Below are 21,859 nucleotides of genomic sequence, written 5' to 3'. Positions count from 1 at the left end.
GCAAGCGCGTGCGCGCAGCCCGGCGCCTTTTCCCGGCTAAGGAATCGTCGGCCCCCTTGAACTTGCGCGCCGACGAGGCGACATAGGCGCCCTACCCGCGAGACGAGAGGACACTTTTCGCATGCTCGACCTGTTCGGCGACAACAAGGACCGTTTTACCCACGACCCGATTACCGGCGCCCTGGTGCCCGTGGTGGTCGAATCGACCAGCCGGGGCGAGCGCAGCTTCGACATCTTCAGCCGCCTGCTGCGCGAACGCATCGTGTTCGTCACCGGGCAGGTGGAAGACAACATGGCCAGCCTGATCGTTGCCCAGTTGCTGTTCCTCGAAAGCGAGAACTCCAACGACATCAGCATGTATATCAACTCGCCCGGCGGCGTGGTGACGGCCGGCATGGCGATCCACGATACGATGGCCTACATCAAGCCCAAGGTGCGCACCGTGTGCGTCGGCCAGGCTGCCAGCATGGGCAGCTTCCTGCTCGCCGCGGGCGAGCCGGGGATGCGCGTGGCGCTGCCGAATGCCCGCATCATGGTTCACCAGCCCTCGGGCGGTGCGCGCGGCATGGCATCCGACATCGAGATCCAGGCCAAGGAAATCCTGCGAATCCGCGCGCGGATGAACGATCTTTACGTGCGCTATACCGGCCAGAGCCTGAGCGATATCGAGAAGGCGATGGACCGCGACACGTTCCTAGAGGCCGAGGAAGCCAAGGCGTTCGGCATCGTCGACGCCGTCTTCGCCCACCGCCCCAAGGGCGACGAGGCGAGCGATGGCAGCAGTTCGCACATGGGCAGCGGCGGCGCGCCGACGAAGGATTCGGAGTAACCCGATCCTCGTTGCGACCGGCGGAGTTGTAGCATTTTGGCAACCCTGCCTCTTCAGGCTGGGGCAAGGCGTGGATGTTAATTATCCGCCAGATTGATATTGTAACGCGCCTCCCTAGAGTGGGAGGTCGATTCCCGTGCCAAGGTGCCCTTCGGCGCTGCGGGTTTCTGGACGAAGGATTATGACGAAGTTGAGCGGATCGGACAGCAAGAGCACCCTGTACTGCAGCTTCTGCGGCAAGTCCCAGCATGAGGTGCGCAAGCTCATCGCCGGGCCGACCGTGTTCATCTGCGATGAATGCGTCGAACTGTGCAACGATATCATCCGGGAAGAGGCCAAGAGCGGCCTTGCCGCGCGCAAGGATGGCGGCATCCCCACCCCGCGGGACATCTGCGGCACGCTGAACGATTACGTGATTGGGCAGGACCGCGCCAAGCGCGTGCTCTCGGTCGCCGTGCACAACCACTACAAGCGCCTGGCCCACGCCGGCAAGGGCGCCGAGGTGGAGCTGGCAAAGTCGAACATCCTTCTCGTCGGCCCCACCGGCAGCGGCAAGACGCTGCTGGCGCAGACGCTGGCGCGCACGTTCGACGTGCCCTTCACCATGGCCGATGCCACCACGCTGACCGAGGCCGGTTACGTGGGCGAGGACGTGGAGAACATCATCCTCAAGCTGCTGCAGGCAAGCGACTACAACGTCGAAAAGGCACAGCAGGGCATCGTCTACATCGACGAGATCGACAAGATCACGCGCAAGGCGGAAAACCCCTCCATCACCCGCGACGTCAGCGGTGAAGGCGTGCAACAGGCGCTGCTGAAGCTGATGGAAGGCACCACCGCCTCCGTGCCGCCGCAGGGCGGGCGCAAGCATCCGCAGCAGGAATTCCTGCAGGTCGATACTACGAACATCCTGTTCATCGTGGGCGGCGCCTTTGCCGGTCTGGAAAAGATCATCGGCGACCGTTTGCAGAAGCGCTCGATCGGCTTCGGCGCGAACGTGGACGAACCGAGCAAGGCGCGCATCGGCCAGATGCTGGAAAAGTGCGAGCCGGAGGATCTGCTCAAGTTCGGCCTGATCCCCGAATTCGTCGGCCGCCTGCCGGTGATCGCCACCCTGCACGACCTCGACGAGGAAGCGCTGGTGACCATCCTGAAGGAACCGAAGAACGCGCTGGTGAAGCAATATGCCAAGCTGTTCGAGCTGGAGGACGTCGACCTCACCTTTACCGACGATGCCCTGATCGCCATCGCCAAGAAGGCCATCAAGCGCAAGACCGGCGCCCGTGGCCTGCGATCAATCGTGGAGGCCATCCTGCTCGACACCATGTTCGACCTGCCGAGCATGGACGATGTCAGCGAGGTCGTTGTCGACGGCGACGTGGTGGAGGGCCGCAAGGAACCCGTGCGCGTCGTTTCGAACGACGACGAAAAGGCCAAGAAGGACGAGGCGGCCTAGCCACGCCTATGGCCGGGGCGTGAGGCCCCGGCCAGGGTTTCCAGCCGGGCGCGCAGCGTGCCCGTAGAGATGCCGAGCGCGGCGACATCGGGCATGTCCTCCATCAGCGGCAACGCTTGTTCGGCATACCCACGCGCATGGTCCGTGCGCCCGGCCATGGCGCCGACCAGTGCCTTTGCGCAAAGCACCTGCGCATCGGGTCCGAACATCGCCTCGTCCGGCAGGGTGTCGATAATCGGTAGCGCCGCTGCCAGACGGTCCGAGCGTTCAAACAGACCGATCAGGAAAGCGTAATCGGCCGGATGCACGGCCACTGTCCCGCGATTTCGCATCTGCCATTCCAGCGCCGTTTCATAGGCCGTCAGAGCGCCGTCCACGTCGCCCAGCGCTAGCGAGGCCAGAGCCAGGCCAGCGCAGGCCCGCGGCGTTTCGTGCGCATCCTCCATGGCAACGGCACGCGCCAGCAACCTATGCGCGATTGCCGGATGGCGTGCGATGAGGTGCGATCCCTGGATCGAGAGGTTCTGGGCCTTTTGATGCCGAGAACGTGCCAGCCTGCGCTCGAAATCGGCGGCGATGGCGTCGGACCAGTCGACGTTGCGATACCACGCGGTCATCGGTGCAGGGCCTTGGGCCGGGTCGCGGACGTCCGCCTTCGCTCAAGACCGCAAGCGTCCGCCATCGTCAGCGGTTTTTGCCTCAGTCGTCGTCGTCGCTGGCGGGCGGCGGTGACACCTCGATCGGTTCGGGCAGAGGCGGCGGAGCGAGGAAGTCGCGCAGGGACTCGCAGCGGTCGCTGCGATCGCGCCCGTTGCCAGGTGCCAGGCAACCGTCTTTTCTCAATCCCTCGCGAAGCAGCGTTTCCGAAAGCACTTCCGCCTGACGCGGGGGAGAGAGCAGATCGGGCCTGTCGGAGACCGGGCCATCGACCGCAGCACAACCGCCGAGCGCCGAGGTTGCCAAGGCGAGAATCGGAAGCGATCGGCGCATATGCTGTCCCCTTGAAGTTTCCCTGCATCGAACTGGTCCGCGTTAGCTGTCTTTCAGATGAACGGGTCGCCTACGCGCAGGTTCGGCCCTCGCAGCCCTCGCCGCCGGTTTCGACCTGGATGGTGATATGCCCGATGGCGTGATGATGCGCCAGTTCCTCGGCCGCATCGCGCAGGAAGGCGTCGCCTGGATGGCCGCCGGGCATGACGAGGTGCGCGGTCAGGGCGGTCTCGGTGGTGGACATGGGCCAGATGTGCAGGTCGTGCACGGCGGCGACCCCCGGCAGCGCGGCGAGGAAACCGCGCACTTCGCCCTCGTCCACGCTGTCCGGCACGGCGAGCAGGCTCATCTTCACGCTGTCCTTCAGCAGGCCCCAGGTGCCCCAGGCGATGACCGCAACGATGGTGAGGCTGACGAACGGGTCGATCAGCACCTCGCCGGTCAGCAGGATGGCGATCCCGGCGATGACCACGCCCACGCTCACCAGCGCGTCCGCTGCCATGTGCAGGAAGGCCCCACGGATGTTGAGATCGTGCTTGCGTCCGCGCATGAACATCAGCGCGGTGGCGGTGTTGATGAGGATGCCCACCCCCGCCACCCAGATCATCACCTCGCCCTGAGGTTCGACCGGATAGACGAAACGACGCACGGTCTCGATCAAGATGGCGCCGATCGCGACCAGCAGCAGGACCGCATTGGCAAAGGCGGCCAGGATGGTGGAGCTCTTGAGGCCGTAGGTGAACCGCGAACTCGGCGGCCTCCTGGCGGCAATGCTGGCGCCCCAGGCGATCAGCAGGCCGAGGACATCGGACAGGTTGTGCCCGGCATCGGCCACCAGCGCCATGGAGCCCGACAGCAGCCCGAACACCGCCTCCACCACCACGAACGCGGTATTGAGCACGATGCCGACGGCAAAGGCGCGGCCGAAGTCCGCCGGCGCATGGGCATGGCCGTGGCCAGGGCCGTGGCCGCCCGGTGCGTGTGCGCCGTGGTCATGCCTGCCGTGTGCGTGTGAATGTCCCAAGAATGCCCCTGCTTGCTGGCGATCATCCCGCCCTGGCGCAACCGCCCTTACAGGACGATTGCATCAACTGTAGACGCACTCGTCCAGCCGGTCACGCCGCACCTGAGAAATGCGCGCCTCGATCGTGTTGCCGTATCGCCGGGTGAAGCCACCGGGGTTGACGGCCTCGCGCGTTTTCGGACTGGGCAGCACGGCGGCAATGCGGCTCGCCTCGTCCTGGCTCAGCCGCGCTGCGGAATGCCCGAAATACCGCTGCGATCCCGCCTCCACGCCGTAGGTGCCCAGCCCCGTTTCCGCGACGTTGAGATAGACCTCCATGATCCGCCGCTTGTCCCACAGGTTCTCGATCAGAAAGGTGAAATAGGCCTCCAGCCCCTTGCGAAACCAGCCGCCCCCCTGCCACAGGAACACGTTCTTGGCCGTCTGCTGGCTGATGGTGCTGGCGCCGCGCTGGCGCGTGCCCGCCGCCCGCTCCTCCAGCGCCTCCTCGATCGCCTCACGGTCGAAGCCGTTGTGCGAGCAGAACTTGCCATCCTCCGCCGCGATCACCGCGCTGACCATGTTGCGGTCGATGCGGGACAGCGGCTCCCAGTCGCGCGTCACGCTGCGCTCGTCCATCAGCATGGTGGCCGTGTAGGTCACCGGCACGAAACGCAGCACGATGACCAGCACCAGGCTGAGCAGCACGAAGCCGAGCACGAACTTCGCGATGAACCGGAGAATGCGGAGCATCACGGATCAGGGCGCTCGATTGCGAATACCGACCAGTCCAGGGTATCGAGCAAGCGTTGCGGAATGGGCCGCGCTTGGCCGGCAGACCCGAACTCATAGGTTGCTCTGATCTTGATATGCATTTCGCTGCCTGATGGGCACGCGATCCACAGCCGGGTTTCCATTCGCGGGTGATTGGCGTTCAAGGCACCCGGTTCGATCGAATAGCTCGCGGAATACTGCTCGACACCGGCAAAGGCAGATGGCGTGATCGGTGCTATATTACGGCTCCCAGTTATCCCTTCGTTTTGGCTGATGGCTGCGTCAGCGTCCGCGAAATCCTGTTCGCAGGGGGCATATGACGCTGGGTAGATGTAAACGGTCATCCAGATTGGCGAACCGAGCGCAGGCAATCCGTATTCGACGCTCGCGTCCACCCCCTCGTCGTCATATTCGATTACCCGCGAGCGTACGAAACCATCGATAGCGGCTGGAAACGCCATGTTGGCAGCGGCATGGATATAAGGATCCGGGGGCTCCGATACGGTTTGCTGGCCGACCGCCATGCTTGGCGTCATCAGCACAGCAACTGTCCCTGAAATGACGGCACGAAGCATAAAGTTTCCAATCGGTCGATTGTTAGCCCTGCCACATTCGGCCAGAAACGAGAAGAGGCCGGACGTTCCCGTCCGACCCCTATTGCCTTTTACCCGTTGTCTGCCGCTTACCGCCCTACATCGCCGGCAGCAGCCGTTCGCCAGCGATCCGCTGCATTGCCTTTTGCAGCTTCTCGAACGCGCGCACCTCGATCTGGCGGATGCGTTCGCGGCTGACGTCGTAAACCTGGCTGAGTTCTTCCAGCGTCTGCGGGTTCTCCGTCAGGCGACGCTCGGTCAGGATGTGCTTTTCGCGGTCGTTCAGCGCATCCATCGCCTCGATCAGCATTTCGCGGCGGACGGTGGCTTCCTCGGCGTTGGCCACGGTCTCGTCCTGCAACGGGCGATCATCCTGCAACCAGTCCTGCCACTCGCCGCTACCTTCCTCGCCATTGCGCATGGAGACGTTGAGCGAGCCGTCGCCGCCCATCATCATGCGGCGATTCATGTTGATTACTTCCTGCTCGGGCACGCCGAGATCGGTAGCGATCTTTGTCACGTCGTCGGGATGGAGGTCCGAATCCTCGTAGGCTTCGAGCTGCTTCTTCATCCGGCGCAGGTTGAAGAAGAGCTTCTTCTGGGCGGCGGTGGTGCCCATCTTGACGAGGGACCACGATCGCAGGATGAATTCCTGGATGCTCGCCTTGATCCACCACATGGCATAGGTCGCAAGGCGGAAGCCGCGATCGGCCTCGAACTTCTTGACGCCCTGCATCAAGCCCACGTTGCCTTCGGAAATAAGGTCGCTGACCGGCAGGCCGTAGCCGCGATAGCCCATGGCGATCTTGGCCACCAGGCGCAGGTGGCTCTGCACCAGTTGCGCGGCAGCATCGGGATCCTCGTGCTCCTCGTACCGCTTGGCAAGCATGTATTCCTGCTCGGCGGTGAGGACGGGGAATTTCTTGATTTCGGCCAGATAGCGGTTGAGGCTCTGCTCTCCGCTCAGCGCTGGCATGGTGGATCGTGTCTTACTCACAGTGGTCCCAAACCTTTCTGATCGTCGACCGCTGCTGTCGGGCCCCTGCCGGGCACCCGGCCCTTGCGGCCACGTTTGCATGTGCATAACCCTCATACACGATGCGCGTGCGATGTAGGGTGCAATTCATCGATTTGAATGACCCAGTTCGTCGATAAGTTCCGCCATGTCCGAGGGTATGTCGCTGGAAAACGACAGGGCGTGGCGGGTGACAGGATGAACGAAGCCCAGCACCGCTGCGTGCAGCGCCTGACGCTCGAACCCGAGCTGTTTCAGGAGCGGTTTCAGGGCTGATGGCGCGCGTCCATAAACAGGGTCTCCCAATAGCGGATGTCCGATGGATGCAAGGTGAACCCGCACCTGGTGAGTCCTGCCGGTTTCAAGCCGGCATTCGACCAGGGCGGCATGATCCAGCCGGTCGAGGACCTTGTAATGGGTAACGGCCCGTTTCCCGCGCGAGGAATCCTTGGGCAGCACCGCCATTTTCTTTCGGTCCGCGTCGGAACGCCCCAGCCGCTCGTCCACGGTGCCCGCAAGCAGGCGCGGATGACCGCTGCACACGGCAAAATAGGCGCGCTCCAGCGAATGGTCGGCAAACTGGCGCGCCAGCCCCTCGTGCGCTGCATCGCTCTTGGCGACGACCAGCAGGCCCGAGGTATCCTTGTCTATCCGGTGCACGATGCCGGGCCGGGCCACCCCGCCGATGCCGCTCAGCGAACCCTTCCCGTCCTTGCCGCAATGGTGCAGCAGCGCGTTTACCAGCGTGCCGTCGGGATTGCCCGCCGCCGGGTGGACGACCATGCCGGCGGGCTTGTCCACCACGATCAGGTGCTCGTCCTCGAACACCACCACGATCGGGATGTCCTGCGGGTAGGCCTGGGGATCGGTCGGGGGCGGTATGCGCAGGCTGAAGCGCGCACCCGCCTTGGCCTTGGCCGAAGGGCTGACGGCCGGCGCGCCGTCCACCTCCACCTCGCCTTGCGCGATCAGTGCCTTGATGCGCTCCCGCGACAGGCCCGTCTGATCGGCCAGCGCCTTGTCCAGGCGGCCCGCCTGTTCGAGGATTCCGGTGCGTGTTTCGGGCTGGCCCATGCTAGGGCCATGCGGCATGGCCCTGAAAGTCTCAAGCACGGTGATCGACAGCCTGGCCATCACGGCGGAACAGGCAGCGCCCCACGAATGCTGCGGCATACTTCTCGGCCATGCGGGCGAAATCAGCGGGGCCCTTCCCGCCGACAACGTCCACCCCTCCCCCGAAACGCATTTCGAGATCGACCCACGCACGCTGATAGAGGCGCATCGCCGCGCTCGCGCAGGCGGGCCCGCGATTGTCGGCTATTATCATTCGCATCCCCGTGGCCCCGCCGCGCCCTCTGCCACGGATCGCGCAATGGCGGCGGGCGATGGCATGGCGTGGGCCATCATCGGGCCTGACGCGATCACATGGTGGCGCGATACGCCGACTGGTTTCGTACCGCTTTCCCTTGGCGATTGAGGGAGCTAAGGAGCGCGCCATGAACACCTCCATCGATCTTGCCGCCCTGCTCTGTTCGCGCCTTTGCCATGACATGCTGAGCCCGGTCGGCGCGCTCAACAACGGCCTGGAACTGCTCGCCGACGAGCGTGATCCGGAAATGCGCCAGCGCTGCCTGGAACTTCTGGAACAGAGCGCGCGCACCAGCGCCAGCAAGCTCAAGTTCTTCCGCCTCGCCTATGGCGCGGCCGGTGGCTTTGGCGAGATGGTGCCCGCCGAAGAACCACGCGAGGTGCTGCAATCGCTTATCGCCAACGACGAGCGCGTGACCCTGGACTGGGCCGTGGGCGAACAGAGCCTGCCCAAGCCCGCGGTCAAGGTGCTGCTCAACCTGGCCTCCATCGGGCTCGACGCGCTGGTGCGCGGGGGCACGCTGTCGATCGGTGCCGAGCGCAGCCGCGGGGCGACGGAAATCGCCATCCGCTCCGCCGGCCCGCGCATCGCCTTTGACGGCAAGATCGGCCTCGCGCTGTCCGGCGACCTCGACCCGGCCGAGCTTTCGGGCAAGACCGCGCCCGCGCACATGATTCGCCAGCTCGCCAGCGAACTTGGCGGCGGGGTGCAGTATGCGCAAAGCGACGGGGCGCTGGTGCTGGGGGCGGTGCTGCCTGATCCCGAAGGCCTCATCGGCTGACCTGGCGTGGCCGTGCTTCGACAGCCTCAGCATGATCGGAGCATCGCATGAGCGATGAGCTTGTCCATCGCGAGGAACCGTCGCCCAACTTCGACGAGCGGGCGCTCCCCGTGTCCATGGTAGTGCTGCACTATACCGAGATGCAGCCCATCGAGACCGCCATCGCAAAGATGTGCGATCCGGATAGCAAGGTGAGCGCGCACTACTGCATTTCCGAGGCCGGCGAGGTCATTCGCCTGGTCCCGGAGGACAAGCGCGCCTGGCACGCGGGGGTGTCATTCTGGCGTGGCCACAAGGATGTGAATTCCGCCAGCATAGGCATCGAGCTCGATCATCCGGGCCACGCGGGCGGGTATCGTCCCTTTGCCGATGCCCAGTTCGCCGCGCTGGTGCCGCTGCTTGGCCGCATCGTACAGACCCACGACATTCCCCGCGCCAACGTTGTCGGCCATTCCGACGTGGCCCCTGCGCGCAAGATCGATCCGGGTGAGCTGTTTCCGTGGGACGAACTCGCCCGCTACAAGCTGTGCCTGGCCCGCCCGGAGAAGCTCGAGAGAGGCGATCCGTTCGACAACGACGCCAGCTTCTATCTCGCGCTCGAACGGTTCGGCTACGACATCACCGACGGGCACAGGGCGGTGGAGGCGTTCCAGCGGCGCTGGCGGCCCGAGCGGATCAACGGCACCATCGATGGCGAGGTGCGGGCGATCCTGTTCCAGCTTTTGCTCGACCGGGATCGCGGCGCCCACCGCTAGACAGGTCGTCGATTCCCGCTTGCGAGGCGCAACGCGATTGCCCATTCCCCCCGGCGCACACCGTTTCGGGGGAAACCACATGATCCGTAACCGCCTCGCCGCCGCCGCCAGCCTGCTGGCGCTCGCCATCGCCGTGCCCGCCAAGGCGGAAGAGGGATTCTACCAGTATCCGGCCGCCCGTGGCGACGTGCTGGTCTTCGCCAGCGAGGGGGACCTGTGGCGCGCCCCGCGCACCGGCGGATCGGCGATCCGGCTGACCAATCACGAGGAGGAAGAGACCGACCCGAAGATTTCTCCCGATGGCCGCTGGATGGCCTTTACGGCCGGCTACGACAGCCCGGCGGACGTCTACGTCATGCCGCTGGCGGGCGGCACGCCGCGGCGGCTGACGTTCGCGGGCGGTGCGGTGCGGACCGTGGGCTGGACGTCCGATGGACGCGTGATCTACACTGCCATCGGCGAGGACGGCGGCCAGGCCGACATCCTTTACACCGTGTCGCCCGATGGCGGCCCGGCCACGGCGATCCCGCTGTGGCGCGCCAGCGACGCCACCTTCGGCGCGGACGGGCGAACCCTGTTTTTCAGCCGCCGGGGCCTCTACGATTCCTCGCGCGACAACGCCGTGCTCTATCGCGGCGGCGCGATGGGCCAGCTGTGGCGCTGGACCATGGGCTCCGACGCGGAGGCGGTGCAGCTGGCTGCCGATTTCGGCGCGCCGATCCGCTTCCCCATGGCATCGAACGGCAGGGTCTACTTCATCTCCGACAAGAGCGGCGCCGATGCCGTGTGGTCGGTCGCCGAGGATGGCAGCGGGGCCACGCAACATTCGCCCGAACTGCCCTTCCCCGTCCTTCAGGCGAGCATGGATGGCGGAGAGGTGTTCCTGCAGAACGGCGCGGACCTGCACGTATTCTCGCTGGCGGACAACGCAATGCGGCGGCTTTCGCTCGATCTCGTGACCGACCGCGAGCAGGCGCGGCTGCGCACCATCGCGAATCCGCTCGGCCTCGTCACGTCGGCGCGGCTGTCGCCTTCGGGCGAGAGCGTGGCGGTCACCGCGCGCGGCCGCGCAGCGCTCGGCACGACCGGCAATCGCCGCCGGGTGGAGCTGGCCATCCCGCTGGAGGCCCGGGCCCGCGAGACGGTCGAGAGCCCTGACGGGGAGCGGATCTTCATGGTGCTCGACCAGGGCGATCGCGGCGATATCTACGCGATGGCCGCCGATGGATCGGGCGCACCGGTGCCGGTCACGCGCAGCTACGATACCTACATCTGGTCCTTTGCCGTCTCCCCCGACGGCCGCACCCTGGTGGTGTGGGACAAGCAGGCGCGCTTGCAGCGCATCGACGTCGCCACCGGGCGCGCGACCCTGCTCGCGCAGAGCACGACGGGCGATTACGCCCCGTTCGCCGACATCACCTTTTCGCCCGACGGTACGCACATCGCCTATGCCCAGAACACCTCGGGCCTGGGCGCGGCGCTGGGCAATGTATGGGTGCAGAACCTGGCCACCGGCGCGCGGGTGCAGGCGACATCGGGGCGCTACAATTCCTACGCCCCCGTCTTTGCGCACGACGGCGCCTGGCTCTACTTCATCTCCGACCGCAACTTTGCGCCCAGCCCCGGCCATCCGTGGAACGAGCGCAGCATGGGCGTGGACTTCCCCGATCGCGGGCAGCTTTACGCGCTCCAGCTCGATCCCGCGGCAGAGTTCCGCTTCACCGAGGAAAACGAGCTGTCGGCCTCTTCCGACGAGGACGAGGAAGAGCCGGCGTCGGATGCCGAAGACGGTGAGGAGGATGACGACGAGGACGAGGCGGCCGATGCGCCGCCCGCCCGCATCGTCTTGGCGGGCCTCGCCGACCGGCTGTACCAGTTGCCGGTGGAGCCTGGCGTGGGCCAGTTCCTGCGCGCGAGCGAGGGCTTCCTCTACACCATGCGCGGCGACGACCTGATCTCGATCAAGGTCGACATGCGCGATGCCAAGGAGGAAACCTTTGCCGCCGACGTGCGCGGGTTCGACCTGTCGGCCGATGGGGAAACCGCACTTGTCGTCACCGGCTCGGCCGAGGCGCCGGCCTATGCGCTGGTCCCCGCCGCTGCCAAGATGCCCGACGACCCCGCGCCCAACCGCGTGCGCCTGGGCGACTGGCGGCTGACGATCGATCCGGTGGCGGAATGGCAGCAGATGTTCGTCGATGCCTGGCGGCTGCACCGCGATTTTGCCTACGACCCGGCCCTGCGCGGCGTGGACTGGAACGCGGTGCGCGCCCGGCACGAGCCACTGGTCGAGCGCATCGGTCATCGCGCAGAGCTCAACACCATCCTTGGGCAGATGGCCTCGCAACTCGGCATTCTGCACAGCCAGGTCCGCCCCGGCGACCTGCCGGACGACAGCGAGAACCCCGAGATGGCCTACCTGGGCGCGCAGTTCACGCCGGTCGCGGGCGGGCTGCGGATCGACAGCATCGACCGGGCCGAGGCCGATCTCGTCTCCCAGCGTCCGCCGCTGCGCCGGCCCGGGGTGGACGTGCGCGTGGGCGACGTGATCCGCCGGGTCGATGGCCGGGCCATAACCTCGATGGCCGATCTGGGCATGGCGCTCGCTTCCAAGGCCGGGCAGCAGGTGCGGCTCGATCTGGCGCGCGGCGGCGCCAGCGCCAGCGCAATCGTGGAACCGATGACCTGGCAGGGGATGCGCACGTCGCGCTACAACGACTTCGTCGAGGGGCGGCGCGCCGACACCGCGCGACTGTCGGGCGGGGACGTGGGCTACCTGCACCTCAACGCCATGGGTCCGGAGGATATCGCCAGCTTTGCGCGCGACTATTTCGCCCAGATCGACCGCCCCGGCCTGGTCATCGACGTGCGCGGCAACAACGGCGGCAGCATCGACAGCATCCTCATCTCCATGCTGCTCGCCCGCCCGTGGGCATTCTGGGCCGCGCCGGACGGATCGGGAGTGGCCACGACCAACATGCAGAACGCCTATCGCGGCCATATTGCCGTGCTGATCGACGAGGGCACCTATTCCGATGGGGAGACCTTTGCCGCCGGGGTCAAGTCGCTGGGCATTGCCCCGCTGGTGGGCACGCGCACGGCGGGCGCCGGCATCTGGCTGGGGGACCGCAGCCGCCTGACCGACAACGGCGCGGTGCGCATCGCGGAGTTCGCGCAGTATTCGATCGACGGCGAGTGGATCATCGAAGGCAACGGCGTGGGCCCGGACTACGAAGTGGAGAACCTGCCGCACGCCCGGTTCGAGGGGGACGACGCCCAGCTTTCGGCGGCGGTAGCCCTGCTGCGCCAGCGGATCGCGGCAGAGCCCGTACCCGTGCTGCGGCCACGCCCCCTGCCGCCGCTGGGCACGCCGGGCGCCGACGTGAGGCGGCTGGACGACTGACGCGGCTGGACGATCGACGCGGCTGGACGAGGGGGGCCGGGCGGCCTAGAGCGGCCCCGCCGGGGAGCCGGGCAGCCGCGTCCTTCTTTCGGGAAGGCCGAGGAAAGTCCGGGCTCCACGAAACATGGGTGGCGGGTAACGCCCGCCCGGGGAGGTCTTCGGACCGAACCCGAGGGAAAGTGCCACAGAGAGCAGACCGCCGATGGGGGTTCGCCCCACAGGCAAGGGTGAAAGGGTGCGGCAAGAGCGCACCGGGGGCCTGGCAACAGGCTCCGCACGGCAAACCCCACCCGGAGCAAGACCGCATAGGGGTCTCGCGTCTGTCGCAAGACGGGCAGTGGCGTTTCGCCGCGAGAGACCCGGGTTGGTCGCTGGAGCGGCGGGAGCGATCCCCCGCGTAAGATGAATGGCTGCCCCCGCGGCGCTGATAGGTTCTATATCGGCTGCGGGACAGAACCCGGCTTACAGGCTCCCCGGCATCTTTCCCGCGTCACGCGGCGAGCCGTTCCGCCTCTATCGTGAACACGCCCTTCGCGCCTTCGACCACGCCGATCAGGCGACGTTCCGCGCCCTCCACCACCAGCGCCGTCAGCCGGCCGCTGGCATAGGCGCCGGTATCGATGCCGATGCGATTGCCGGTGCTTTCCACGCCATCGGTAATGGTGTGGCCATGCACCACCACGCCCTCGTGCGCCTCGGGATGGCTGAGGAACGGCTCGCGTATCCAGCGCAGGGTGCGCGTGCTCTGCTCGTCCAGCGGCACGCCCGGCTCGATCCCCGCATGGACGAAGATGTAGTCGCCGATACGAACAAGGTTTTCGAACCCTTCCATGAACTGGCGATCCTTGGCGGGGACGTGTTCGTGGAGCATGGTCTGCACACCGTCGATGGTGGCCCTGCTGAAGGCCTTGCGGTCGACGCCGTAGCTCAGCAACGTCTCCCGCCCGCCATGGCGCAGGAAGTGCTTCAGCACCTCGGTATCCTCGAAGCTCTTGAGGAACATTTCCTCGTGATTTCCGGCGAGGATGCGCACGTCGCGCCGTTTTTGCCACTTGCGGGCGAGCCACAGCACGCCTGCGCTGTCGGGGCCGCGGTCCACCAGGTCGCCCAGCAGGATCACGGTGGCGCGGATGCCCTCACCCGCCTCCGCGATCTCCTGCTCGATGACATCGATCATCTCGGCAAACAGGTCGCTGCGGCCGTGGATGTCGCCCACGGCATAGACGCGCTCACCCTCTGGCACGCGCGGCGCATCGCTGCGGGCGGGTGCATTGGCAGAGGAGAAGCGGGAACGCAGGAACTGGAACATGGAAGGTTTTCTCAAGCGCACATAGATAATCGCCGCAGGCAAAGGTGCAATTGGTCAGATGCAGAGGGACGTCACGAAGGGCCAGCCCGTGGGGCCTCTAGCCTGATCGCGCGATGAATGTGATGCAATTTTCCCACACCCCCGCCGCACGCCCACCGATAATCCGAAACCTCTTGTGCGATGCAGCATATGTCGGCATGATAATTGCGCAATCCCGGGAATCGGCACAACAAAGATGCTGGACCGTGACGGCGCAGGTGGGACGAAGCATAGTTCACCCCAGCAATTTAAGGAAAAATTGCCCATGCTTACGTCCGTTCGCAGTCTCGCGGCTGCATCCGTTTTCTCCTTCGTTGCGGTCGTTTCCGCGCCGGCGTCGGCACAGGTGACCAATCCCGCCGACGAGGTCGAGGACGACAGCAGCTTCGGCATCGACTTTTCCGCCAATGCGGCAATCACCTCGGAATATCGGTTCCGCGGTATCGACCTGTCGGGCGGAGATATCGCCATCCAGGGCGGCATCGACCTCGGCCTGCCCGCCGGTTTCTACGTCGGTACATGGGGTTCCTCGCTCGACGAGGACACGGTTGGCTACGGCCATACGGAACTGGACATCTACGGCGGCTGGACCGGTGACCTTGGCATCGTCAGCGCGGATGTCGGCGTCATCGCCTACCTCTATCCCAACGCCGGCCCGGGCGAATACGACTATTACGAAGGCTATGCCTCCGTCGGCGCAGCCCTCGGCCCTGCGGAGGCGACGCTCGGCTTCGCCTATGCGCCCGAACAGGATTCGCTCGGCGGGACGGACAACGTCTACGTCTATGGCGATCTGGGCTTCGGCCTGCCCGGCACCCCGGTCAGCCTCTCGGCCCACCTGGGCTATACCGACGGTTTCCTGACCTACACGCCGGACGGCAAGGCCTTCGACTGGTCGGTGGCTGCGGAAATGGCGATTCCCAGCACGCCGCTGTCGGTCAGCGTGGCCTATGTCGGGGCGGAAGGCGATCCCGTGCTGCTCGACGATGCAGGAACCCCTGCCGTGTTCACCGATGACTTCGTTTACGACTTCACCGACGATGCGCTGGTCGTAACGCTGTCGGCCAGTTTCTGACGCAGCACTGACGACAAGAGAGATGAAGGGCCTGCACCGGGAACGGCGTGGGCCCTTTCGTTTTGTGTCCGGGGGGCGCTAGAGAGCGGCTGCACGCACGATTCCCGGAGTTACAGCGATGACCAAATACCTGCACACCATGATCCGCGTGTCCGATCCGGACGCGACGGTCGATTTCTTCAAGCTGATCGGGCTTGAGGAGGTGCGCCGCAAGGAGTCGGAACATGGACGGTTCACGCTGATCTTCCTGGCCGCTCCGGGGGAAGAGGGGCAGGCCGAGGTCGAACTGACCTATAACTGGCCGGCCACCGATGGCAGCCCGCCCGAAGACTACACCGGCGGGCGCAATTTCGGCCATCTCGCCTACCGCGTGGAGGATATCTACGCCACCTGCCAGCGCCTGATGGACGCCGGCGTCACCATCAACCGTCCCCCGCGCGACGGGCACATGGCCTTCGTGCGATCGCCCGACGGGATTAGCGTGGAACTGCTGCAGGACGGCCACCTCTCACCGGCAGAGCCATGGGCCTCCATGCCCAACACCGGCAGCTGGTAAGGCCGCACTGTAAGCGCAGGTTCAGCACAAATTGGCTATTGCGGACAACGTGATAGTTGAAAATTCGTCCCGCCCCCACCGCCGCGACTTCCTGAAGGCCGCCGGGCTGCTCGCGTTGACCGCGACCGTGCCTGTGGCCGTGCTGGGTGAACGATCAGTCGCCCGCGCCGCGCCGTCGACGTCGCCACCTGCGATGGAGCTGCCGCCCGCCGCGCCGCGCGCTGCCGCGCCCTCTCCCCTCGTGGCAAAGGCGCTGGCGGCACGTGACAGCCACGCGGGCGCCCTTGCCCGACGCGACGTGATCGGGGTGGTCGATTTCGCCGCGCACTCGGCAGCCGCGCGTTTCACGCTCTACAATGTCGCCGGGGGCAAGGCGACGGCGTCCTATCTCGTCGCGCATGGCCAGGGGTCGGACCCGGCCCACTCAGGCTTCCTCGCGAAGTTTTCCAACGTTGAAGGGTCCAACGCCTCCTCGCGCGGGGCCTTCCTGGTGGGCGATAGCTATATCGGCAAATATGGCCGCTCGCGCCGGCTTGTCGGGCTCGACCCGGACAACGACCTTGCCATGCAACGGGCCATCGTGATGCACGGGGCGGATTACGTCGCGCCGGAACTCGTCGCCGCGCATGGCAAGATCGGTCGCAGCTACGGCTGCTTCTCCGTCGAGCGGCATTTGATCGGCGAAGTGATGGACCGGCTTCCCAAGGGCACGCTGCTGTTCGCGGACCGGCTCGCCGCCTGAGCGCCCGCACCGCCCTCGCACAGGCAAATCGCTTGCGTTCGTTCGGTGAAAGCGCCACCTGACGGGCCATCATGGCCGCAAGAAAGCTCCCCCAGGTGGTCATCATCGGCCGCCCCAACGTCGGCAAGTCGACGCTGTTCAACCGGCTTGTCGGCAAGAAGCTGGCGCTGGTCGACGACCAGCCCGGCGTCACCCGAGACCGGCGCATGGGCGAGGCGGGCTTGCTGGGGCTGGAATTCGAAGCGGTCGACACCGCCGGGTGGGAGGACGAGGACGATGCCTCCCTGCCCGGCCGGATGCGCGCACAGACGCAGGTTTCCCTCAAAGGCGCGGACGCGGCGCTGTTCGTGTTCGACAGCCGCGCTGGGATTACGCCGCTCGACGAGGAAATCGGCCAGTGGCTGCGCGAGCAGGAAGTGCCGGTCGTGGTGGTCGCCAACAAGGCGGAAGGCAACGCCGGGCAAAGCGGCATCCTGGAAAGCTATTCGCTGGGACTGGGTGAACCCGTCCCCGTCAGCGCGGAACACGGCGAGGGCGTGGCCGACCTCTACGCCGCGCTCATCCCGCTGATCGGCGAGCGCGCCGAACAGCTGGAGATCGAGGCCGAGCACGATGTCGCCATCGCTGCCGATGAGCGCGCGCGCCGTATTGCCGAAGCCGCCGCGGCCGGTGAGGAAATCGATCTCGAGGAACACGATCCCGAAGCGCCGCTGAAGCTTGCCATCGTCGGGCGCCCCAATGCGGGCAAGTCCACGCTCATCAACCGTCTGCTCGGCACCGATCGCTTGCTGACCGGACCGGAGGCGGGCATCACCCGCGATTCGATCTCGGTCGACTGGCAGTGGACAGATCCCGCCACCGGCGATGTGCGCGATATCGAACTGATCGACACCGCGGGCATGCGCAAGCGCGCCAAGGTGGTCGAGAAGCTGGAAAAGCTGAGCGTGTCCGACGGCCTGCGCGCCGTGGATTTTGCCGAGGTCGTGGTGCTGCTGCTGGATGCGACACGCGGGCTGGAGGTGCAGGACCTCAAGATCGCCAGCAAGGTGCTCGACGAAGGCCGCGCGCTGATCGTCGCGATCAACAAGTGGGACGTTGCCGAGGACGCATCGGGCCTGTTCAACGGCATTCGCGGCGCGCTGGAAGAAGGCCTGTCGCAATTGCGCGGCGTGCCGTTGTTCGCCGTCTCCGCCGTGACCGGCAAGGGGCTGGACACCATGCTGGCCGCCGCCTTCAAGCTGCGCGCCGAATGGAGTCGCCGCGTGCCGACCGCCGCGCTGAACCGCTGGTTCGACGATGCGCTGGGAGCAAACCCCCCGCCCGCGCCGGGTGGGCGGCGCATAAAGCTGCGCTACATCACCCAGGTCGGCACCCGCCCGCCGCGCTTCGTGATCTTCGGTAGCCGCCTGTTCGACCTGCCGGCCAGTTACGAACGCTATCTGCTGAACGGCATCCGGCGCGAGCTGGGTTTTGGCGCCGTGCCGGTTCGTATCGGTCTTAAGAGCCCGAAGAATCCCTACGATTCCAATCGCGGCGGCGGGGGCAAGTTCAGCGGCGGCAAGGGGCGCGACTAACCTCGCTGGCCGCTGCCGCCGCGGCCTTATTCGATCACGACAGGCTTGGCCCAACCGGGCTTGCCCTGTTCCTCACCAGCCGGATGGGCGTTGAGCTGGATGTAGTTCTGAATGCCGGTCCGCGCGATCAGGTCAAGCTGCTTGTCGATGAAGTCGACATGTTCTTCCTCGCTGGCAAGGATGCTTTCGAACAGCTGGCCCGTGGTGAAGTCACGCACCGACTGGCAATAGGCGGCCGCCTCTTTCAGCAGGGGGATCGCATCGTGCTCCACCGCCAGATCGGCCTTGAGGATTTCCTCGACGGTTTCGCCGATCCGCAGCTTGTGCAGGGCCTGGAAATTGGGAAGGCCGCCGAGAAACAGGATCCGGTCGGCCAGCCAGTCGGCGTGCTTCATCTCGTCGATTGATTCGTGGCGTTCGTATTCGGCCAGCTTCGTGATGCCCCAGTTATCCAGGATGCGATAATGCAGCCAATACTGGTTCACCGCCGTCAGCTCGTTGGTGAGCGCGCGGTTGAGATATTCGATGACCTTTTCGTCGCCCTTCATCGGGTGCTCCTGTTTGTCCGGATCTGGACCCTAGCCTATCCGACCCGGCGGGTCGCGCGAAAGATCAGGCCGCGACGGGGACGCGCGCTCTGCGGCGCTCGTCCATAATGAACGCGTCCGCATCGTCGAGGCACTGGCGGCACTGCGGGCGCTTTCCCAGCATGGCGTAGACCGCCTCGGCGTCACCATTCGCCGCAAGCGCCGCGCGCCGGACGTCGCATTCACGGATCGCGTTGCAGATGCAGATAAACATTGGCCGCGAATCTCCCGTGCGATGAAGGGCGATGCTACTGCGAACAAATCGCATTAGCAACCCTATTGCGAAAGATTCTCAAACGTGCTCGCGACGGATCGGGAACACCTGCCAATACGTAAGGCAACGCCACAGCCATTCGAGCGGGCCATAGCGGAACCGCGCCAGCCAGAGGCGGGAGAACGTCAGCATCAGCGCCCAGCCAAGCGCCACCGCTGCCATCAACTCGGCGCGGTGCATGGTGCCATAACGGCCGCCAGCCCAGCCATCGAAGATCAGCATCATTACCAGCGACGTGCCCACGTAATTGCTGAACGCCATGCGTCCTGCCATGCCAAGCCGTTCGGCCAGCCAGCTTGTCCGCGCCCGCTCCGCCCAGTCGGTCAGCAGCACCATGGCCCCCACCACGACGGGTATGTTGGCAATGCCAGCCACCCCGTAAAAGGCGAACTGGGTCTGGAATATGGGAAAGCCGCGCACGGCAACCGCCAGCCCGGTCACCAGCAGGACGCCGCACCCTGCCAACACCGCGATCCAGGCAGCCTTGCGCCAGCGCTGGCGCGTGGCCGGGTCGGTGAACAGTCCCGTCCGATAAAGGCCGATGCCGATCAACATCAGCGGGATGGTTTCGAAAAGCACGATCGAAATCGAACTTTCGACATGCGCGGACAATTCGGCGAGGCGCATGGTGACGATGTCGGCATAGCTGCCCGATACGTGGACCTGCGCCTGGCTCGCGTATTCGGCGAGGCGGCTCTGCCATGCGTCCTGCACCTGCACCCACGCGTCACCGGGCGGCATCGTGCCTGTCCGTATTTCCAGCAGAGCCAGCGCCAGGTAGCTCGCCCCCATTGCCACTGCACCGACGACGGCCCAGATCGATCCAAGCACCAGCATGTTCATCTCGCCGCGCACCACGAACAGCACGAGCAGGCCCGCCACCGCGTAGGTCAGCAGGATGTCGCCGTCGAACAGGAACACGAAGTGCAAAGCACCGAACAGCGCCAGCCAGCCAAGCCGGCGGGCCTGCAACCCCATGCCGCGCACGCCCTGCGCCCGCTCGGCAAACAGGGCGAGGCCGGCGCCGAACAGCAGGGCGAACAGGCCGCGCATCTTGCCGTCGACCAGCACGAATTGCACCAGCCACAGCCATGCGTCGGATGCCGTCGCCCCGCCTGGCAACGCGGGCGGCCAGTAATAGGCGGCGCGCATGTGGGCAAAGGCGGTGATGTTCGCGAGCAGGATGCCCAGCACGGCGAAACCCCGCACGACGTCGAGCGCCGCTATCCGATCGCCCTGCGCCAGGGGCCTGGGCGATGGAGCGGGCATTGCCGCGGGGGGTGGCGCGGGAATGGGATCGATTCTGTCGGAAGTCATGGCGCGCCCTTGTGGATCGGCACGCCTTAGCCGATCAGTTGCGGGTCACAAGGCACTCGAACCCGGCGCGCCGCAGGCCGTTGCAGGCGGCCTGCGCGTCACCCTGGCTGGCATAGCCAGCGGCCTGCAGTCGCGTGACCCGGCCGGTGGGAAGCAACAGGCGTTCGCGTCCCGCGACCTCGGGCCGGGACGCGACGCGCGCCCACAACCGTTCGGCATTGCCGGCGACACCAAACGCGCCAAGCTGCACGCGCCAGGGCCCGCTGCGCTGGGTTGCGGCCGGTACCGGCGCGGATACCACGGCGGTGGCGGCGTCGGGAATGCGTGCCACCCGGGCTGGCGCCGGTTCGGGGCGCGGCGTGGGCGCGATCGTGACCGGCGCGGCATTGGCAAAGCTTGCGCCGGCCTCTGCCGGGCTGGCGGTGCCCGTGGCCTGCCGCGCCTGCTCGACCGCGGCGCGGGCCGCGGCAACCGAGGGCGATACCGTCACCGTCTGGTCGGCACGTGGTGCGGGCGCATTGGCAAGGGTGGGCGCCGAAACCGATCCGCCGGCGCGCGGCACGCCGCCTTCCACCGCCAGGTCCGCCGCGGCGAGTTCCGCCTGCCGTGCCGCCAGCGCCTCGTCCTCCAGCGACCGCGCCAGCGCGGCACCGGCCTGGCGCTGTTCGATAGGGATATGCGTGTCCATCTGCACGAGCGCTGGTGCGGCCTGTGGCAGGCCCGAGGCATTGGCCAGCGTCATCAGCGCATAGGCGCGTTCCCAGTCCAGCGGCACGAGGTCGCCGTTGAAATGCGCGATGCCGATCAGGTACTGTGCGCGCGGATCGCCGCGCCGGGCAGCCGCCTCCACATAGGGCAGGGCCTGTTCGCGCCGCCCGTCCTGGAACATCATCAGCCCCCAGGTATCGGCCGCCTGCACGTGGCCGGCCTGTGCCGCGCGGCGATAGAGGTCTTCGGCGCGGGCGTTGTCCTGCACCACGCCCCGCCCAAGGCGATAGGCCTGGCCCAGGTTGAACATGGCATCGGGGTCGCCGGCGGCGGCGGGCGCCTGCCACTGGGCGACCGCGGCGGCATAGTCGCCCCGGCTCCACGCCTCCACCCCGTCACGCACGGTCGCGCCGAGCGGCGCGGTGCCAGCCAGCAGCGCGGCAGCAGCAGCAGCCGCTGCCCAGTTCCATCGAGCGATCGCTCTCGCCATAAGTCGTTTTCCCCGGGCACCCCTGTGCGGATGCCAGACTGCCATAGTAAACGGCGTGTTAGCAAAGCGTTTATGGCTCTCGATTATTTGCAGGAACGGGGCACGGCGAACGTCCGCGGCCCTGAGTAGCTGTCGAATTTCCTGACAATCGGATGCGCCTGTTTAACTCAAAATAAAGGGTATCCTGCGAAGCCGTTCCGCAGAAGGCCCGCACATCGCA

Annotated in this window: 22 protein-coding genes and 1 other RNA gene; 11 read left to right on the top strand and 12 right to left on the bottom strand. The window is 66.2% G+C overall.

Features of this window, described 5'->3' with window-relative positions; translation table 11 throughout:
- Window positions 1–121: 121 nt before the first annotated feature.
- A complete protein-coding gene (locus GRI62_RS02000) occupies window positions 122–829 on the top strand; it encodes an ATP-dependent Clp protease proteolytic subunit (RefSeq protein WP_131451765.1) in 708 nt (235 codons plus the stop codon).
- A gap of 181 nt (window positions 830–1,010) precedes the next feature.
- Window positions 1,011–2,285 (top strand): ATP-dependent Clp protease ATP-binding subunit ClpX, encoded by a 1,275-nt coding sequence (clpX, locus tag GRI62_RS01995; RefSeq protein WP_131451764.1) that lies wholly within the window; start codon window positions 1,011–1,013, stop codon window positions 2,283–2,285.
- Here clpX and GRI62_RS01990 read toward each other — a convergent pair.
- The 7 genes from GRI62_RS01990 to GRI62_RS01960 all read right to left on the bottom strand — a co-directional run bounded on the left by GRI62_RS01990 (window position 2,282) and on the right by GRI62_RS01960 (window position 7,734).
- The gene (locus tag GRI62_RS01990) at window positions 2,282–2,902 is read right to left on the bottom strand and encodes a hypothetical protein (RefSeq protein WP_131451763.1); all 621 of its coding nucleotides are present in this window, start codon (window positions 2,900–2,902) and stop codon (window positions 2,282–2,284) included. The genes clpX and GRI62_RS01990 overlap by 4 nt on opposite strands.
- A gap of 82 nt (window positions 2,903–2,984) precedes the next feature.
- Window positions 2,985–3,275, bottom strand: a complete 291-nt coding sequence (locus GRI62_RS01985; RefSeq protein ID WP_131451762.1) for a hypothetical protein — start codon at window positions 3,273–3,275, stop codon at window positions 2,985–2,987.
- Window positions 3,276–3,345: 70 nt separating this feature from the next.
- Entirely contained in the window at window positions 3,346–4,299 is a 954-nt protein-coding gene (locus GRI62_RS01980; RefSeq protein WP_131451761.1) for a cation diffusion facilitator family transporter, read from the bottom strand.
- 63 nt (window positions 4,300–4,362) lie between these two features.
- Window positions 4,363–5,031, bottom strand: coding sequence for a monofunctional biosynthetic peptidoglycan transglycosylase (gene mtgA, locus GRI62_RS01975; protein WP_131451760.1), 669 nt, complete (start codon window positions 5,029–5,031; stop codon window positions 4,363–4,365).
- Window positions 5,031–5,627 (bottom strand): hypothetical protein, encoded by a 597-nt coding sequence (locus GRI62_RS01970; protein ID WP_131451759.1) that lies wholly within the window; start codon window positions 5,625–5,627, stop codon window positions 5,031–5,033. The genes mtgA and GRI62_RS01970 overlap by 1 nt, the downstream gene beginning before the upstream one ends.
- 115 nt (window positions 5,628–5,742) lie before the next feature.
- A complete protein-coding gene (gene rpoH, locus GRI62_RS01965) occupies window positions 5,743–6,621 on the bottom strand; it encodes an RNA polymerase sigma factor RpoH (RefSeq protein WP_131451758.1) in 879 nt (292 codons plus the stop codon).
- A gap of 147 nt (window positions 6,622–6,768) precedes the next feature.
- The gene (locus GRI62_RS01960) at window positions 6,769–7,734 is read right to left on the bottom strand and encodes an RluA family pseudouridine synthase (protein WP_131451757.1); all 966 of its coding nucleotides are present in this window, start codon (window positions 7,732–7,734) and stop codon (window positions 6,769–6,771) included.
- Between the two features lie 16 nt (window positions 7,735–7,750).
- On the opposite strand from GRI62_RS01960, the gene GRI62_RS01955 reads away from it, so the two are divergent.
- From GRI62_RS01955 to rnpB, 5 genes are all read left to right on the top strand, one after another.
- On the top strand, window positions 7,751–8,137 hold the full coding sequence (locus GRI62_RS01955) for a M67 family metallopeptidase (RefSeq protein WP_131451756.1): 387 nt from the start codon (window positions 7,751–7,753) through the stop codon (window positions 8,135–8,137).
- A gap of 19 nt (window positions 8,138–8,156) precedes the next feature.
- Entirely contained in the window at window positions 8,157–8,810 is a 654-nt protein-coding gene (locus GRI62_RS01950) for a histidine phosphotransferase family protein (protein ID WP_131451755.1), read from the top strand.
- Window positions 8,811–8,857: 47 nt separating this feature from the next.
- Window positions 8,858–9,565, top strand: a complete 708-nt coding sequence (locus GRI62_RS01945) for an N-acetylmuramoyl-L-alanine amidase (RefSeq protein ID WP_131451754.1) — start codon at window positions 8,858–8,860, stop codon at window positions 9,563–9,565.
- A gap of 79 nt (window positions 9,566–9,644) precedes the next feature.
- Complete coding sequence (locus GRI62_RS01940) at window positions 9,645–12,968, top strand: S41 family peptidase (protein WP_160731787.1); 3,324 nt, start codon at window positions 9,645–9,647, stop codon at window positions 12,966–12,968.
- 59 nt (window positions 12,969–13,027) lie between these two features.
- An RNA gene (gene rnpB / locus GRI62_RS01935) (RNase P RNA component class A) lies at window positions 13,028–13,449 on the top strand.
- Window positions 13,450–13,458: 9 nt separating this feature from the next.
- On the opposite strand, the gene GRI62_RS01930 is transcribed toward rnpB, so the two are convergent.
- The gene (locus GRI62_RS01930) at window positions 13,459–14,292 is read right to left on the bottom strand and encodes a metallophosphoesterase family protein (protein WP_308420807.1); all 834 of its coding nucleotides are present in this window, start codon (window positions 14,290–14,292) and stop codon (window positions 13,459–13,461) included.
- Between the two features lie 289 nt (window positions 14,293–14,581).
- On the opposite strand from GRI62_RS01930, the gene GRI62_RS01925 reads away from it, so the two are divergent.
- The 4 genes from GRI62_RS01925 to der all read left to right on the top strand — a co-directional run bounded on the left by GRI62_RS01925 (window position 14,582) and on the right by der (window position 18,263).
- Window positions 14,582–15,391, top strand: a complete 810-nt coding sequence (locus tag GRI62_RS01925) for a TorF family putative porin (RefSeq protein ID WP_131451752.1) — start codon at window positions 14,582–14,584, stop codon at window positions 15,389–15,391.
- Between the two features lie 118 nt (window positions 15,392–15,509).
- Window positions 15,510–15,947, top strand: a complete 438-nt coding sequence (locus tag GRI62_RS01920) for a VOC family protein (RefSeq protein WP_131451751.1) — start codon at window positions 15,510–15,512, stop codon at window positions 15,945–15,947.
- A 49-nt stretch (window positions 15,948–15,996) separates the two neighbouring features.
- The gene (locus GRI62_RS01915; protein ID WP_234032792.1) at window positions 15,997–16,689 is read left to right on the top strand and encodes a murein L,D-transpeptidase catalytic domain-containing protein; all 693 of its coding nucleotides are present in this window, start codon (window positions 15,997–15,999) and stop codon (window positions 16,687–16,689) included.
- A 71-nt stretch (window positions 16,690–16,760) separates the two neighbouring features.
- Window positions 16,761–18,263 (top strand): ribosome biogenesis GTPase Der, encoded by a 1,503-nt coding sequence (der, locus tag GRI62_RS01910; protein WP_131451750.1) that lies wholly within the window; start codon window positions 16,761–16,763, stop codon window positions 18,261–18,263.
- A 26-nt stretch (window positions 18,264–18,289) separates the two neighbouring features.
- Here der and bfr read toward each other — a convergent pair whose 3' ends face one another.
- The 4 genes from bfr to GRI62_RS01890 form a co-directional block, all read right to left on the bottom strand.
- On the bottom strand, window positions 18,290–18,811 hold the full coding sequence (gene bfr, locus GRI62_RS01905; protein WP_131451749.1) for a bacterioferritin: 522 nt from the start codon (window positions 18,809–18,811) through the stop codon (window positions 18,290–18,292).
- 64 nt (window positions 18,812–18,875) lie between these two features.
- Window positions 18,876–19,064 carry a (2Fe-2S)-binding protein gene (locus GRI62_RS01900; protein WP_131451748.1) on the bottom strand — a complete coding sequence of 63 codons (189 nt, stop codon included), beginning with the start codon at window positions 19,062–19,064 and terminating at the stop codon, window positions 18,876–18,878.
- 78 nt (window positions 19,065–19,142) lie between these two features.
- Window positions 19,143–20,441, bottom strand: a complete 1,299-nt coding sequence (locus GRI62_RS01895) for a DUF418 domain-containing protein (protein WP_131451747.1) — start codon at window positions 20,439–20,441, stop codon at window positions 19,143–19,145.
- A gap of 34 nt (window positions 20,442–20,475) precedes the next feature.
- Complete coding sequence (locus GRI62_RS01890; RefSeq protein WP_131451746.1) at window positions 20,476–21,639, bottom strand: SPOR domain-containing protein; 1,164 nt, start codon at window positions 21,637–21,639, stop codon at window positions 20,476–20,478.
- Window positions 21,640–21,859: the final 220 nt, after the last annotated feature.

The sequence above is a fragment of the Aurantiacibacter arachoides genome (assembly GCF_009827335.1).
Lineage (GTDB): Bacteria > Pseudomonadota > Alphaproteobacteria > Sphingomonadales > Sphingomonadaceae > Alteraurantiacibacter > Alteraurantiacibacter arachoides.
This window is presented reverse-complemented; position numbering and strand designations above follow the sequence as displayed.